At 70.1% G+C, this 16,140-nt stretch carries 11 protein-coding genes; 9 read left to right on the forward strand and 2 right to left on the reverse strand.

Annotation, left to right across the window (positions count from 1 at the left end):
- Positions 1 to 171: 171 nt before the first annotated feature.
- Positions 172 to 1,503, reverse strand: a complete 1,332-nt coding sequence (locus KF708C_RS16260) for a GGDEF domain-containing protein (RefSeq protein ID WP_197090368.1) — start codon at positions 1,501 to 1,503, stop codon at positions 172 to 174.
- A gap of 84 nt (positions 1,504 to 1,587) precedes the next feature.
- On the reverse strand, positions 1,588 to 2,340 hold the full coding sequence (locus tag KF708C_RS16265) for a substrate-binding periplasmic protein (protein WP_196812954.1): 753 nt from the start codon (positions 2,338 to 2,340) through the stop codon (positions 1,588 to 1,590).
- A gap of 588 nt (positions 2,341 to 2,928) precedes the next feature.
- Here KF708C_RS16265 and KF708C_RS16270 point away from each other — a divergent pair.
- The 9 genes from KF708C_RS16270 to KF708C_RS16310 all read left to right on the forward strand — a co-directional run bounded on the left by KF708C_RS16270 (position 2,929) and on the right by KF708C_RS16310 (position 16,103).
- The gene (locus tag KF708C_RS16270) at positions 2,929 to 4,845 is read left to right on the forward strand and encodes a type IV pili methyl-accepting chemotaxis transducer N-terminal domain-containing protein (protein ID WP_059412594.1); all 1,917 of its coding nucleotides are present in this window, start codon (positions 2,929 to 2,931) and stop codon (positions 4,843 to 4,845) included.
- A gap of 12 nt (positions 4,846 to 4,857) precedes the next feature.
- The gene (locus tag KF708C_RS16275; protein ID WP_059412595.1) at positions 4,858 to 5,559 is read left to right on the forward strand and encodes a response regulator; all 702 of its coding nucleotides are present in this window, start codon (positions 4,858 to 4,860) and stop codon (positions 5,557 to 5,559) included.
- 156 nt (positions 5,560 to 5,715) lie between these two features.
- The gene (locus KF708C_RS16280; protein WP_020206494.1) at positions 5,716 to 6,996 is read left to right on the forward strand and encodes an MFS transporter; all 1,281 of its coding nucleotides are present in this window, start codon (positions 5,716 to 5,718) and stop codon (positions 6,994 to 6,996) included.
- Positions 6,997 to 7,014: 18 nt separating this feature from the next.
- On the forward strand, positions 7,015 to 8,466 hold the full coding sequence (locus KF708C_RS16285) for a NarK family nitrate/nitrite MFS transporter (RefSeq protein WP_020206495.1): 1,452 nt from the start codon (positions 7,015 to 7,017) through the stop codon (positions 8,464 to 8,466).
- Between the two features lie 40 nt (positions 8,467 to 8,506).
- Positions 8,507 to 12,310: a nitrate reductase subunit alpha gene (locus KF708C_RS16290; protein WP_059412596.1), complete on the forward strand. Its 3,804-nt coding sequence runs from the start codon at positions 8,507 to 8,509 to the stop codon at positions 12,308 to 12,310.
- A gap of 17 nt (positions 12,311 to 12,327) precedes the next feature.
- The gene (narH, locus tag KF708C_RS16295; protein ID WP_059412597.1) at positions 12,328 to 13,851 is read left to right on the forward strand and encodes a nitrate reductase subunit beta; all 1,524 of its coding nucleotides are present in this window, start codon (positions 12,328 to 12,330) and stop codon (positions 13,849 to 13,851) included.
- Between the two features lie 11 nt (positions 13,852 to 13,862).
- Positions 13,863 to 14,543 (forward strand): nitrate reductase molybdenum cofactor assembly chaperone, encoded by a 681-nt coding sequence (gene narJ / locus KF708C_RS16300; RefSeq protein WP_059412598.1) that lies wholly within the window; start codon positions 13,863 to 13,865, stop codon positions 14,541 to 14,543.
- Positions 14,540 to 15,286 (forward strand): respiratory nitrate reductase subunit gamma, encoded by a 747-nt coding sequence (gene narI, locus KF708C_RS16305; RefSeq protein WP_020206500.1) that lies wholly within the window; start codon positions 14,540 to 14,542, stop codon positions 15,284 to 15,286. The genes narJ and narI overlap by 4 nt, the downstream gene beginning before the upstream one ends.
- Before the next feature lie 10 nt (positions 15,287 to 15,296).
- On the forward strand, positions 15,297 to 16,103 hold the full coding sequence (locus tag KF708C_RS16310) for a peptidylprolyl isomerase (protein ID WP_059412599.1): 807 nt from the start codon (positions 15,297 to 15,299) through the stop codon (positions 16,101 to 16,103).
- The last annotated feature ends 37 nt before the right edge of the window (positions 16,104 to 16,140 follow it).

Here is a 16,140-nt window from a genome sequence, read left to right on the forward strand (position 1 = left end):
TTCCCGGTTTGATATTCCGATGCGCTTGATACCCAGCGAGGGAGAAGTCCGGCGCATATTGTGACGACGGGAAGCACATGTCCGCCGACGGGCAGAAGGCGGTGGAGGCGAAGATCCGCCAACTGATGGAGGTCAGGATGGCCCTCCAGCGGGAGAAGGAGGGCCATCCGGCTAGTGCCCGCGCGGCGCTTCGCCGGGCATCGCCGGCGGGTCGTCGCCCGCGTACTCCACCCGGTTCCGCCCGCGCCGCTTGCTGCGGTACAGCGCTTCGTCGGCGCGCGAGATCAGGCCGTGGATGGTGTCCCCGTCCTGCACGCAGGCCACGCCCAGGCTGGCGGTCATGCGTCCCGTCACGGAGAAGTCGCGCTCCGACAGCGCGTGGCGCAGCGCCTGGGCGAACAGCACGGCGTCGCGCAGGCCGGTGCCGGCGCAGATCAGCAGGAATTCCTCGCCGCCCCAGCGGCCGAGGGTATCGGTGGCCCGCTTGGTTTCGAGGATGCGGCCGGCCATCTCGACCAGCACCTGGTCGCCGGCCTGGTGGCCGTGGGTGTCGTTGACGGACTTGAAGCGGTCCACGTCGATCAGGATGATCGAGAACGGGCTGCCGTCGCCGCGCGCGCATGCCAGCGCGCTGCCGAGCGTTTCGTTGAGGTGGCGGCGGTTGAACACGCCGGTCAGCTGGTCGGTCTTGGAGAGCACTTCGAGCTGGCGGTTTTTCTCGACCAGCTCGGCCTGGGTGGCCTGGATCTGCGCGAAGGCGTGGTGGCTGGACTGGATGGCGGCGCGCGCGCGCCGCTCGGCTTCCGTGCGCTGGGCGATGATGAGCTTGAGCCGGCGCAGCACGAGGTTGAAGCCGTCGATGACGCTGTCGAACTCGGTGCGGCCGAGCTGGTCGAGTTCGTCGAGATGGTCGCCGTGGCTGGAGGCGAGCTCGAACAGGGCGCCGCGCAGGTGTTCGAGCGGGCTGAAGACCATCCGCAGGCCGAAGGTCAGCAGCAGCACCAGCGCCACGTCGATGGCGGCGACCTCGGTCACGCCCTGGGCCATCGCCGCGTGCAGGGTCTGGTGCATGTTGTCGCGGGTGAAGCGGATCACGGCGTGGCCGATGGCCTGCTTGCGGCGCTCCGGATCGATGTCGTCGGGCGGGTAGATCGTGACGTTGGCGAGCACGTCGTGCCCGTTGTCCGTGGCGCAGGGTAGCGTGCCTGATGCTGCGGCGCGGCCGGGGACGGCGGCGCGGTGGACTTCCGCGTAGACCTCCTGGCGGTCGGGCGAGAACACGCAGGCTTCGGTGACTTCGGGGTGTATCAGCGTGGATTCGAGGCCGGTGCGCAGGATGCCCACGTTGAGCGCCCAGGTCGGCGCCGCCAGGCTTTGCCGGAGCCCTTCCAGCACTTCCGCGCGCGTGCGCTCGAAACGCTGCTCGAGGTCCTGCCGCAGCAGCCACTGGCGGTGCACGGCGAACGCGCCCAGCGTTGTCGTGGTGGCAACGATGAACAGCACGATCATCCTGTTCCGGATCGACCGAACCGGTGGCAGCAGTGGCATGTAATGCGCGATCTCGGGTAAATCGGGGAGCCGGCTATTCTATTCGTCCGCGGCCTTGTCGAACAACTGGCGGAACCTGGCCAGCTCCGGGTGCGACTCTTCGTATTTCTTGCTGAAGCCGATATGGACGGTCTCGCCCTTGATGGTCATGACACGCCGGGACTTGTAGCGCATGCGCTCCGGAATGCCCTGGGCCTCGAGCGTGACCAGCGCCTCGTTGATGACGACGCTGGGGTTGACCACGCAGTCTATCTCCTGCACCAGCATCTTCTTGACGAGATCGTGGAATTCATGCCCCTCGACGAGCTCGATCCTGCCCTCGCCGACGAACTGGAAAAAGCGCTTGCCGGGCGCGAGATAACCGCGCTGGTTGCCGAATTTCAGGCCGGCGAAGTCGTCGGGATAGGTGTTGAACGTGCGGCCCTCGACCGAATCGCGGTTGCAGTGCACCGCGACGTCTTCGGTGTAGAACGGCCTGGAGTGGTTCAGGAACGGCCGCTCCCTGGGGCGATAGTACACGCCGATCACGCCGGCGCTGTTGCCGTTCCTGGCTTCTTCGACGCAGCGCGCCCACGACGCGAACCGGATCTGCACCTTGTATTCGGGAAGCCGCTTGAGCACGCGGTTCAGGTTCTCGATATAGGCCCCCTTGGGCATGCCGTTTTCTTCGTAGGACTGGGGCCGCTGGCCGGCCTCGGAGTACAGCACGATGGCGGTCTGCGCCACGGCGGAAGTGGCTCCCCACAACGCGCAGGCGGCGAGGATGAGCCGGCAAGGGCGGAAGACATGCATGGCGGCGGGTGCTGGTGAGGAGACAAAGGCCCGGTTCCCGCGCGGCCCGCGCGGTGACCCGCGAGCCGTGGCAGTGTGAGCCCCTGCGACCATAACGGCAATCCGGCGCAATAATTTAGAAGTCGTTTCAAAAAGATCCTGGCGTCGTTGCGCGGCCTTGCCGTACTGGTTGTACTGTCTGCGGCCGCGCGCCTAGCCAGGACCGCTTCGCTTCATTTTGAAACAACTTCTAGGGCCATTGGAGGGAACCGTCAGGCGCGTGGCCGGCCGGCGTCGGGCGGCGCCCCGGCCGGGGCGCCTGATGCGCCGCTTGCCGCGCGCGGGCGGCATGGCCGGCGCCTCCCGCGCCTCCCGCGAGATAAGTCGGGCCCCGGCACGTGGCCTTGCATATACTCTCTTCGATCAGGAAACATGCCTGCCGCCCCGGGCGGCGCCTCGCGCAAGGTGTGACGATGCGCGCGCGCCCGGGTGCCGCTTCGTTGGCATGGCCGCCGCGCTCCCCCACGGCCGCGGCGGGAGATCCTGCCATGCAGCGTGCCGCCTGCCCGTCCCCCGGCAGCAGAGCCACGCGCAACCTGGAGTCTCGCGATGGACCGGCCGAGATGGAGTCTGCTGACCAAACTGCTGGCGATCGGCGCCGTGGCGCTGGTGCTTGCGCTGACGTCGATCGGCCTGACGCTCTGGGTCACGTGGCAGATCGAGGGCGGCGCGGCGGCGGTCAACGAAGCGGGGCGCATGCGCATGCAGGGCTACCGGATCGCGCTGGCGGTGGAGCGCGGCACGCCGGCCGCCGCCCTGGCCTCCCAGCTGCGCCAGCCCGAGCAGAGCCTGGAGCTGCTGGCCAGCGGCGATCCGTCGCGCCCGCTGGTGGTGCCGTGGAATGCCCAGACGCGCGCGCAGTTCGCCAGCGTGCGCAAGATCTGGGCGCCGCTGCGCGCGCGCTGGCTCGGCGGCGCGCCGGTCCCGATGGCGGACATCGACCGCTTCGCGGATGCCGTCGATGCGCTGGTGTCCGACATCGAGTCGCAGTTGTCGCGCTGGACCGCGCGGCTGCACATGTTCCAGCTGGCGATGGTGGCCTTGTCCATCGCCAGCGCGGTGATGCTGTTCTATGCCAGCTACCTGATCGTGGTCGAGCCGCTGATGCGGCTGCGGCGCGGCCTGCAGCGCGTCGAGGCGGCCGATCTCGGCGTGCGCGTGGCGGTGACGTCCCGGGACGAGTTCGGCGAGCTGGCGGAGGGCTTCAACCACATGGCGGCCAACCTGGAGGCGCTGTACGGCGACCTGGAGCGGCGCGTCGGCGAGAAGACCGCGCGGCTCGAGCGCGAGCGCATGCGGCTGGCGGCCATGTACGAGATGAGCCGGCAGATGGCGCAGGCGGCGACGCTCGACGAGCTCGGCCAGGGTTTCGCGCGCCGGCTGCGCACCATCGCCCATGCCGACGCGGTGGCGATCCGCTGGTCCGACGCGGCCAATCAGCGCTACCTGCTGCTGGCCGGCGACTGCCTGCCGCGCGACCTGCTCGAGCAGGAGCGCTGCCTGCACGCGGGCGCCTGCCATTGCGGCCAGGACGGCGCCACCGCGCAACTGCGGGTCATCGCCGTGGGGGCGCGGCCCGACGATGCGTCGATCCGCTGCGCGCGCGCGGGCTACCGGACCCTGGTGTCGCTGCCGGTGAAGCTGCAGCAGCGGGTGCTGGGCGAGATCGACCTGTTCTTCATCGAGGAGACCGTGCTGACGGCGGAGGACCATTCCCTGCTCGAGGCGCTCGCCGCCCATCTCGCCAGCGCGATGGAGGGGCTGCGCGCTGGCGCGCTCGAGAAGGAGGCCGCGGTGGCCGAGGAGCGGGGGCTGCTGGCGCAGGAGCTGCACGATTCGATCGCCCAGTCGCTGGTCTTCCTGCGCATCCAGGTGGAGCTGATGCGCGGCGCGCTGGGCCGCGGCGACGCGGCGGCGTCCGACCGGGTGCTCGGCGAGATCGAGACCGGCGTGCGCGAGACCTACGGCGACGTGCGCGAGCTGCTGGTGCATTTCCGCACGCGCACGAACCACGAGGACATCGAGCCCGCGCTGCGCACCACGCTGCAGAAGTTCGAGCACCAGACCGGCCTGCGCACGCACCTGCGCGTCGAGGGGCGCGACGTGGCCCTGATGCCGGACGTGCAGGTCCAGGTGCTGCACGTGATCCAGGAGGCGTTGTCCAACATCCGCAAGCACGCGCGCGCCACCCAGGTCTGGGTGGCGGTGCGGCAGGCCGAGGCGTGGCGCTTCGAGGTGCGCGACGACGGCTGCGGCTTCGACGCCGCGCGCCCGCCGGATGCCTCGCGGCTGCACGTGGGCCTGCGCATCATGCACGAGCGCGCGCAGCGCATCGGCGCCACCGTGACGCTGGACTCCGACAGCGGCCGGGGCACGCGCGTGATGCTGACGCTGCCGCGCCGGCTGGCGCCGCGCGAGGCGCCGTCCCGGCCCGCGCGCGTGGCCGAGGCCGCGCCGGGCCACTGAGGGGAGACACCGATGCCCGCCACCGGTCCGGTCCGCCTGCTGGTCGTCGACGACCATACCCTGTTCCGCCGCGGGCTGATCGCGCTGCTGGCGCAGGAGCCGGCGCTGCGCGTGGTCGGCGAGGCCGGCGACGCCGGCGAGGCCCAGCACCGCGCCCAGGCGCTGCAGCCGGACGTGATCCTGCTCGACAACCACCTGCCCGGCGTGACGGGGATCGACGCGCTGCCCGGGCTGCGCGAGGCCGCGCCGCGGGCGCGCGTGCTGATGCTGACGGTCAGCGAGGACGAGCGCGACCTCGGCGCGGCGCTCAAGGCGGGCGCCGATGGCTACGTGCTCAAGAACATCGAGGGCGCCGCGCTGGTGGCGGCCATCCACCAGACCTGGCGGGGGCAGTCGGCCATCAGCCCGGAGATGACGGCCAAGCTGGCCGCCGCGTTCCAGGCCGTGCACGCCGGTCCGGCCGGCGCCGCGCCCGCGGGCCGGCCCGAGGATGCCGCCGGCGATCCGCGCGCCGGCCTGCTGGCCGCGCTGTCGCCGCGCGAGCTGGACATCCTGCGCCGCATCGCCTGCGGCGCCAGCAACAAGGCCATCGCGCGCCAGCTGGACATCGCCGAGACGACGGTGAAGATCCACGTCCAGCACATCCTGCGCAAGCTCAACCTGAGTTCGCGGGTGCAGGCGGCGGTCTTCCTGGCCGGGCACGACAGCGCCTGATCGTGTCCTGGCCATAGTTCTTTCGAACTATGGCCGGGGCCCCGCGCGCGCCGCATCCCTACTCCTTCCGGACATGCCGGGCTGCCCGGCAGACCTATGTCGCGCCGCGCCGCCGGCGCCTAGATTGAAATCCGGCGAAAGACAGGGGGGGGCGGCATGGCGCTATCGCAACGGGATCGGGTCGCGGCACCGGCCATCCGCGTGCTGGCGGCAAGCACGCTGGCCTTCACCGTGTGCTTCATGGTCTGGATGATGTTCGGCGTCATCGGCATCCCGATCCGCAAGACCCTCGGGCTGAACGCCACCGAGTTCGGCCTGCTGACCGCGGTGCCGGTGCTGACCGGCTCGCTGGTGCGCGTGCCGCTCGGCTTCATGACCGACCGCTTTGGCGGGCGCGTGGTCTTCTTCGTGCTGATGCTGGCCTGCGTGCCGCCGGTGTGGCTGATGTCCTACGCCACGCAGTACTGGCATTTCCTGCTGGCCGGATTGTTCGTCGGCCTGGCCGGCGGCTCGTTCTCGGTCGGCACGCCGTACGTCGCGCGCTGGTTCCCGAAAAGCCGGCAGGGTTTCGCGATGGGCGTGTTCGGCGCCGGCAACTCGGGCGCGGCGGTCAACAAGTTCATCGCGCCGGCGCTGGTGATGAGCTTCGGCTGGGCGATGGTGCCGCGCGCCTACGCGGCCATCCTGCTCGGCACGGCGCTGCTGTTCTGGCTGCTGAGCGCGCACGACCCGGCCCACGTCGCCGGCGGCGGCGCCTCCCTGCGGGAGCAGTTGCGCGCGCTGCGGGACCCGCGCGTGCTCAAGTATTGCCAGTATTACTCGATCGTCTTCGGCGGCTACGTCGCGCTGAGCCTGTGGATGGTGCAGTACTACGTGGGCGAGTACGGCCTGGGGCTGTCCGCCGCGGCGCTGCTGGCGGCCTGCTTCTCGCTGCCCGGCGGCGTCCTGCGCGCGGCGGGCGGCTGGCTCGCCGACCGCTACGGTGCGCACGGCGTGACGTGGTGGGTGCTGTGGGTGTGCTGGGTCTGCCTGTTCCTGCTGAGCTACCCGCGCACGGAATTCACGGTGGCCGCCGTGGACGGCGCCCGCAGCTTCCGGCTGGGCCTGAACGTCTATGCCTTCACCGCGCTGCTGGCGGTGCTGGGCATCGCCTTCGCGTTCGGCAAGGCGAGCGTGTTCAAGTACATCAGCGACGATTACCCGGACAACATCGGCGCCATCAGCGGCATCGTCGGCCTGGCCGGCGGGCTGGGCGGCTTCGTGCTGCCCATCCTGTTCGGCGTGCTGGTCGACGTCACCGGGGTGCGCTCGAGCGCCTTCATGCTGATGTACGGCGTGGTGTGGGTATCGCTGATCTGGATGTATTTCACCGAGGTGCGCCGCACCGAGATGATGGGCCCGCACGGCGCGCGCGCGGGCATGGCGGCGCGGCCCTGAGCGCGCCAGGAGACGGCAATGATCCGAACCGCAGCAGACACCCCGAAGCCCGCCGGCGGCGGCCGCGTGCTGACCATCTGGACGCCCGAGGACCGGGCCTTCTGGGAGCGCGAGGGCGAGGCGATCGCCAAGCTGAACCTGTGGATCTCGGTGCCGGCGCTGTTCCTGGCGTTCGCGATCTGGCAGTTGTGGAGCGTGGTGGCGGTCAACCTGCCGCAGCTCGGCTTCCGCTACTCGACCAACCAGCTGTTCTGGCTGGCGGCCGCGCCCGCGCTGTCGGGCGCCACGCTGCGCATCTTCTATTCCTTCATGGTGCCGCTGTTCGGCGGGCGCCGCTGGACCGCGATCTCCACCGCGTCGCTGCTGGTGCCCGCCATCGGCATCGGCATCGCGGTGCAGGACCCGTCCACCAGCTACCCGACCATGCTGCTGCTGGCGCTGCTGTGCGGGCTGGGCGGCGGCAACTTCAGCTCCAGCATGGCCAACATCAGCTTCTTCTTTCCCAAGGAGCACAAGGGCTCGGCGCTCGGCGTGAACGCGGGGCTGGGAAACCTCGGCGTCTCGGTGGTGCAGTTCCTGAGCCCGCTGGTGGTGACGGTGGGCATCCTCGGCATCTTCGGCGGCGACCCGCAGACCATCGTCGGCAAGAGCGGCCAGGCCAGCCAGGTGTGGGCGCAGAACGCCGCCTACATCTGGATTCCGTGGATCGCGCTGGCCTCGCTGGCGGCGTGGTTCTTCATGAACGACATCGCCGACGCGCGCGCGTCGTTCGCCGCGCAGGCGGCCATCTTCCGGCGCAAGCACAACTGGCTGATGTGCGTGCTCTACCTCGGCACCTTCGGCTCGTTCATCGGCTTCGCGGCGGGCTTTCCGCTGCTGATCAAGAGCCAGTTCCCCGACATCAACCCGCTGGCCTACGCGTGGCTGGGGCCGCTGCTCGGCGCGCTGATCCGCCCGGTGGGCGGCTGGCTGGCCGACCGGCTCGGCGGCGCCTCGGTGACGCTGTGGAACTTCGCCGTGATGGCGCTGGCGGTGGTGGGGGTGCTGTATTTCCTGCCCAAGGGCGCGGGCGGCTACGCGCTCGCCGCCGGTCCGGCGCAGGGCAGCTTCACCGGCTTCTTCCTGATGTTCCTGGTGCTGTTCCTGACCACCGGCATCGGCAACGGCTCGACCTTCCGCATGATCCCGGTGATCTTCCTCAACCAGAAGCTGCGCGAGGTGGACGGCGCCGGCGAGGAGGCGCAGGCCCGCGCCATCAAGGAAGGCAATACCGAAGGGGCGGCGGCGCTGGGCTTCGCCGGGGCGCTGGGCGCCTACGGCGGCTTCTTCATCCCCAAGAGCTACGGCACCGCCATCGCCGCGACCGGCGGGCCGGAGGCCGCGCTGTGGGTGTTCGTCGTGTTCTACCTGCTGTGCGTGGCGATCACCTGGTGGTACTACGGGCGCCGCGGCGCCGAGATGCCGTGCTGAGCACGCGCGCGATCCGCACAACCGAGACCGGAGCCCCGCCATGAGCCATTTCCTCGACCGCCTGACCTATTTCAGCCAGACGCGCGAGCGTTTCTCCGACGGCCACGGCCAGACCACCGGCGAGGACCGCACCTGGGAGGACGCCTACCGCAACCGCTGGCAGCACGACAAGATCGTGCGCTCCACCCACGGCACCAACTGCACCGGCTCGTGCTCGTGGAAGATCTACGTCAAGGGCGGCATCGTGACCTGGGAGACCCAGCAGACCGACTACCCGCGCACGCGCGCCGACCTGCCCAACCACGAGCCGCGCGGCTGCGCGCGCGGCGCGAGCTATTCCTGGTACCTGTACAGCGCCAACCGCGTCAAGTACCCGATGGTGCGCGGGCGGCTGCTCAAGCACTGGCGCGCCGCGCGCGCGGTGGCCAGCAGCGCGGTGGACGCCTGGGCCGCCGTGGTCGAGGACGACGCGGCCCGCCGCGAATACCAGCAGCAGCGCGGCCTGGGCGGCTTCGTGCGCAGCACCTGGGACGAGGTCAACGAGCTGATCGCCGCGGCCAACGTGTACACCATCCGGCGGCACGGCCCGGACCGCGTGATCGGCTTCTCGCCGATCCCGGCCATGAGCATGGTCAGCTACGCCGCGGGCAGCCGCTACCTGAGCCTGATCGGCGGAGTCAGCATGAGCTTCTACGACTGGTACTGCGACCTGCCGCCGGCCAGCCCGCAGACCTGGGGCGAGCAGACCGATGTGCCGGAGAGCGCCGACTGGTACAACGCCACCTTCCTGATCGCCTGGGGCTCCAACGTGCCGCAGACGCGCACGCCGGACGCGCATTTCTTCACCGAGGTGCGCTACAAGGGCGCCAAGGTGGTGGCGGTGACGCCGGACTACGCCGAGGTCTCCAAGCTGGCCGACCTGTGGCTGCACCCGAAGCAGGGCACCGACGCGGCGCTGGCGATGGCGATGGGCCACGTCATCCTCAAGGAGTTCTATTTCGCGCGGCGCAGCGCCTACTTCGACGACTACGCGCGCCGCTACACGGACCTGCCCATGCTGGTCGCGCTCAAGGCGCGCACGCTGCCCGGCGGCGGCACGATCCTGGTGCCGGACCGCTACGTGCGCGCGAGCGACTTCGCCGACGGCCTGGCGCAGCAGAACCATCCCGAATGGAAGACGGTCGGCTTCGACGACCAGGGCCGGGTCGCGCTGCCGCACGGCTCGATCGGCTTTCGCTGGGGCCCGGACGGCAGGCCCGACGCCGGCCGCTGGAACCTGGAAGACAAGGAAGCGCGCCACGGCGAGGCGGTCAGGCTCAAGCTGTCGGTGCTGGAGGACGGCGCGCAGCCGCACGAGGTCGTCGACGTGGGCTTTCCGTATTTCGGCGGCATCGACACGCCCAACTTCACCGCCAGCAAGACCGCCGGCGACGTGATCGCGCGGCGCGTGCCGGCGGTGCGGCTGGCATTGCGCGAGGAAGGCGGGCAGGGCGGGACGCTGGTGGCCACGGTGTTCGACCTGCTCGCGGCCAACTACGGCGTGGCGCGCGGGCTGCCGGGCGAGCAGCCGGGCACGGCCGCCACCGGAGGCTACGACGACGATGCGCCCTACACCCCGGCCTGGCAGGAGCGCATCACCGGCGTGCCGCGCCAGCAGGCCATCGCGGTGGCGCGGCAGTTCGCCGAGAACGCCGACAAGACCCGCGGCAAGTCGATGGTCATCATCGGCGCGGCCATGAACCACTGGTATCACTGCGACATGAACTACCGCGGCATCATCAACATGCTGATGCTGTGCGGCTGCATCGGCCAGAGCGGCGGCGGCTGGGCGCACTACGTGGGCCAGGAAAAGCTGCGCCCGCAGACCGGCTGGACCGCGCTGGCGTTCGCGCTGGACTGGATCCGGCCGCCGCGCCAGATGAACTCCACCAGCTTCTTCTACGCCCACACGGACCAGTGGCGCTACGAGAAGCTCGGCGTGGGCGAGATCCTCTCGCCGCTGGCCGACCCGGCCCGCCACGGCGGCTCGATGATCGACTACAACGTGCGCGCCGAGCGCATGGGCTGGCTGCCGTCGGCGCCGCAGCTGCAGACCAATCCGCTGCAGGTGCACCGCGACGCGCAGCAGCGCGGGCTGGACACGCGCGACTACGTGGTCCAGTCGCTCAACGACGGCACGCTGAAGATGAGCTGCGAGGACCCCGACCACCCGGCCAACTGGCCGCGCAACATGTTCGTGTGGCGCTCCAACCTGCTGGGCTCGTCCGGCAAGGGGCACGAATATTTCCTCAAGCACCTGCTCGGCACCAGCCACGGCGTGCAGGGCCGCGACCTGGGGCCCGACCATGCCCATCCCGAGGAAGTGCGCTGGCACGAGCAGGCGCCCGAGGGCAAGCTCGACCTGCTGGTCACGCTCGACTTCCGCATGAGCACCACCTGCATGTACTCCGACGTGGTGCTGCCGACCGCCACCTGGTACGAGAAGAACGACCTCAACACCAGCGACATGCACCCGTTCATCCATCCGCTTTCCACCGCGGTCGACCCGGCCTGGCAGGCGCGCAGCGACTGGGAGATCTACAAGGGCCTGGCCCGGGTCTTCAGCGAGGTCTGCGCGGGCCACCTCGGCGTGGAGAAGGACGTGATGCTCACCCCGCTCATGCACGACACGCCCGCCGAGCTGGCGCAGCCGTTCGGCGTGCATGACTGGAAGAAGGGCGAATGCGAGCTGCTGCCCGGCCAGACCGCGCCGCAGATCAGCGTGGTGGAGCGCGACTATCCCAACACCTACCGGCGCTTCACCGCGCTGGGGCCGCTGATGACCCGCATCGGCAACGGCGGCAAGGGCATCGGCTGGAACACGGAAAGCGAGGTGCGGGCGCTGGGCGAGCTCAACGGCACGGTCGACGAGCCCGGCGCCACGCAGGGCCTGCCGCGCATCGACACCGACATCGACGCCGCCGAGGTGGTGATGATGCTGGCGCCCGAGACCAACGGCCACGTCGCGGTCAAGGCGTGGGAGGCGCTGGGCCGCATCACCGGGCGCGAGCATGCGCACCTGGCGCTGCACCGCGAGGACGAGAAGATCCGCTTCCGCGACATCCAGGCGCAGCCGCGCAAGATCATCTCGTCGCCGACCTGGAGCGGGCTGGAGAGCGAGAAGGTGAGCTACAACGCGGGCTACACCAACGTGCACGAGCTGATCCCGTGGCGCACGCTGAGCGGGCGCCAGCAGTTCTACCAGGACCATCCGTGGATGCGCGATTTCGGCGAGGGGTTCGTCAGCTACCGGCCGCCGATCAACCTCAAGAACGTCGACGAGATGCGCGGCAGGAAGCCCAACGGCCACCCGGAGATCGCGCTGAATTTCATCACCCCGCACCAGAAGTGGGGCATCCACTCGACCTACACCGACAACCTGATCATGCTCACGCTCAACCGCGGCGGGCCGGTGGTCTGGCTGTCCGAGGACGACGCGGTGCGCGCCGGCATCGTCGACAACGACTGGGTCGAGCTGTTCAACGCCAACGGCGCCATCGCCGCGCGCGCGGTGGTGAGCCAGCGCGTCAAGCCCGGCATGGTGATGATGTACCACGCGCAGGAGAAGATCATCAACACGCCCGGCTCGGAGATCACCGGGCTGCGCGGCGGCATCCACAACTCGGTCACGCGCGTGGTGCTCAAGCCGACCCACATGATCGGCGGCTACGCGCAGTACAGCTACGGCTTCAACTACTACGGGACCATCGGCACCAACCGCGACGAGTTCGTGCTGGTGCGCAAGATGGACCGCGTCGACTGGCTCGACGAGCCCGCCCGCGCCGGCGCCCCCGGCATCGCCTGAGAACGAGGAGAGCGACGATGAAAGTCCGCGCCCAGATCGGCATGGTCCTCAACCTGGACAAATGCATCGGCTGCCATACCTGCTCCGTGACCTGCAAGAACGTCTGGACCAACCGCTCCGGCATGGAGTATGCGTGGTTCAACAACGTGGAGACCAAGCCCGGCATCGGCTATCCCAAGGAATGGGAGGACCAGGCGCGCTGGAACGGCGGCTGGGTGCGCAAGGCGGACGGCAGCATCGAGCCGCGCCAGGGCGGCAGGTGGAAGCTGCTGATGCGCATCTTCTCCAATCCCAACCTGCCGCAGATCGACGACTACTACGAGCCCTTCACCTTCGACTACGACCACCTGCAGTCGGCACCCGAATCCGTCACGGCGCCGACCGCGCGGCCGCGCAGCCTGATCACCGGCAAGCGCATGGAGAAGATCGAGTGGGGGCCGAACTGGGAGGAGATCCTCGGCGGCGAGTTCGCCAAGCGCTCGAAGGACCGCAACTTCGACGACATCCAGAAGGAGATCTACGGGCAGTTCGAGAACACCTTCATGATGTACCTGCCGCGCCTGTGCGAGCACTGCCTGAACCCGGCCTGCGTGGCGTCCTGCCCGTCGGGGTCGATCTACAAGCGGGAAGAGGACGGCATCGTGCTGATCGACCAGGACAAGTGCCGCGGCTGGCGCATGTGCGTGTCCGGCTGCCCGTACAAGAAGATCTACTACAACTGGCAGAGCGGCAAGGCCGAGAAATGCATCTTCTGCTATCCGCGCATCGAGGCCGGCCAGCCCACGGTGTGCTCGGAGACCTGCGTGGGCCGCATCCGCTATCTCGGCGTGCTGCTCTACGACGCGGACCGCATCGAGGCGGCGGCCAGCGTGGAGCACGACCGCGATCTCTACGAGGCGCAGCTCGACATCTTCCTCGACCCGGACGACCCCAAGGTCATCGAGCAGGCGCGCGCGGACGGCGTGCCCGAGTCGTGGATGGAGGGTGCGCGCCGCAGCCCGGTCTACCGCATGGCGGTGGACTGGAAGGTCGCGCTGCCGCTGCACCCGGAGTACCGCACGCTGCCGATGGTCTGGTACGTGCCGCCGCTGTCGCCGATCACGGCCGCGGCCAACGCGGGCGAGGTCGGTATCAACGGCGAGATTCCCGACGTGAAGCAGCTGCGCATCCCGGTCAAGTACCTCGCCAACCTGCTCACCGCGGGCGACACCACGCCGGTGGTGCGCGCGCTCGAGCGGCTGCTGGCCATGCGCGCGTACCAGCGCGACAAGCACGTGGAAGGGCGCCAGAACCTGGCGGCGCTGCAGCAGGCCGGGCTGAGCGTGGCGCAGGTCGAGCAGATGTACCAGGTGATGGCCATCGCCAACTACGAGGACCGCTTCGTCATTCCAACGGCGCACCGCGAGTACGCCGAGGACGCCTTCGACCTGCGCGGCGGCTGCGGCTTCTCGTTCGGCAACGGCTGCTCGGACGGCACCAGCGAGACCAGCCTGTTCGGCGGCAAGAAGCGGCGCACCATTCCGATCAAGGCAACCCTGTAGGAGACGCGGCCATGAAACCATTCGATGCGCGGATCTGCCTGGCGCTGGCGCGCCTGCTGGCCTACCCCGGAGACGAGCTGCGCGCGTCGCTGGCGCCGCTGCGCGACTGCATCGCGCACAGCCGCGCGCTCGGCGACGACGGGCGCGACGGCCTGCTGGCGCTGGTGGACGGCATGCGCCAGCGCGACCCCTACGAGCTGGAAGCGGGCTACGTCGACACCTTCGACCGCGGCCGCGCCACCGCGCTGCACCTGTTCGAGCACGTGCACGGCGATTCGCGCGAGCGCGGCCAGGCGCTGGTGGACCTGCTGCGGATGTACGAGGCCGCCGGCCTGGCGCTGGGCCCGGGCGAGCTGCCCGACTACCTGCCGGTGGTGCTGGAGTTCGCCGCCACCCAGCCCGCGCCCACCGCGCGCGCGTTCCTGGCCGAGATGGCGCACATCCTCAACGCCGTGCACGCGGCGCTGGCGCAGCGCCACAGCCCGTACCGGGCGGCCATCGCCGCCGTGCTGGAGTTGGCCGGCGAGCGCGTCGAGCCGGTGCGGCTGCCGCCCGAGGAGCCGCTCGACGAAGCCTGGGCCGAGCCGCCCGCCTTCGACGGCTGCGCCACGCGCGGCCAGGACAAGCCCGGCGCGCCGCAGCCCATCCATTTCGTCCGCCGCGACGGACCCGCCACCGGAGCGCGATCATGACTGCCGCCCTCGACACCTTCTTCTTCAGCCTGTATCCGTACATCTGCCTGGCCGTGTTCCTGGTCGGCAGCCTGATCCGCTTCGACCGCGACCAGTACACGTGGAAGAGCGATTCCTCGCAGATGCTGCGCGCCGGGCAACTGCGCTGGGCCAGCAACCTGTTCCACGTCGGCGTGCTGTTCCTGTTCTTCGGGCACCTGTTCGGCATGCTCACGCCGCACGCGGTCTACGGCCATTTCATCAGCGCCGGCGCCAAGCAGCTGCTGGCGATGGTGTCCGGCGGCGTGGCCGGCGTGCTCGGCTTCGTCGGCGTGAGCCTGCTGCTGCATCGCCGCCTGGGCGACGCGCGCATCCGCGCCACCTCGCGGCCCGGCGACATCGCCATCCTCTGGCTGCTGTGGGTGCAGCTGGCGCTGGGGCTGGGCACCATACCGCTGTCCGGCCAGCACCTGGACGGCAGCATGATGCTGGTGCTGGCCGAATGGGCGCAGCGCGTCGTGACGCTGCGCGGCGGCACGGCGGAGCTGATGCAGGGCGTGGGCTGGGTGTTCAAGCTCCACATGGTGCTGGGCATGACGGTGTTCCTGGTCTTTCCCTTCACCCGGCTGGTCCATGTCTGGAGCGGCTTCGCCTCGGTGGCCTATCTGTTCCGCCCGTATCAGGTGGTGCGCAGCCGGCGCCTGAACCTGCCGGCCGGACAGGAACGCGGCACCCGGCGCGCGCAGCCCGGGCAATCGCATTGAGGAGCGCGCCATGACCGGGCACACATCCACGGCATTCGCCCCCGTCGCCCCCGTCGCGTCGGTGAACGGCCAGGCCCTGCACGCGCGCGGCGAGGCGCTCGCGCCCGAGACGCTGCGCCAGCGCGCCTGCACCGAACTGCTGTGCCAGGCGGCCCGGCGCGCCGGGCTGCTCGATGCGGCCGACGCCGGCACCGTCGACGGCGTGGTCAGCGAGGCGGCCAGCGCCGCGATCGAGGCCCTGCTGGAAACCGCCCTGCAGGTGCCCGAGCCCGGCGAGGAAGCGTGCCGGCGCCACCACGCCGCCAACCCCGCCGCCTACAGCCGCGGCGAGCGCGTGCTGGCGCGCCACATCCTGTTCGCGGTGACGCCCGGCATGGACGTCAACGCGCTGCGCCAGCGCGCCGAGCGCATGCTGGTGGAGGTGCGCTGCCACGCGGACCCGGAACTGGCCGGCGAGTACTTCGCCAAGGCCGCCGGCGAGTTCTCGAACTGCCCGAGCGGCGCCGAGGGCGGCGAGCTGGGCTGGCTGGAAGCGGGCGACTGCGCGCCGGAGTTCGCGCGCGAGCTGTTCGGGCACCAGGAAGTGGGCGTGCTGCCGCGGCTGGTGCACAGCCGCTTCGGCCTGCACGTGGTGGAAGTGCGCGCGCGCGAGCGCGGCGAGGCGCAGCCGTTCGAGGCGGTGCGCGCCGCGGTGGCGCTGCGGATGCGCCAGCAGGCCTACGTCACGGCGCTGCGCCAGTACCTGCGGCTGCTGGCGGGCCAGGCCGTGATCGAAGGGGTGGACCTCGACGCGGCCGACACGCCGCTCGTGCAATAGGGCATCCGGGTCGCCTTCAGCCACCGCTCCTCATCCA

It is taken from the genome of Cupriavidus basilensis (assembly GCF_000876015.1).
GTDB classification, from domain to species: Bacteria; Pseudomonadota; Gammaproteobacteria; order Burkholderiales; family Burkholderiaceae; genus Cupriavidus; species Cupriavidus basilensis_B.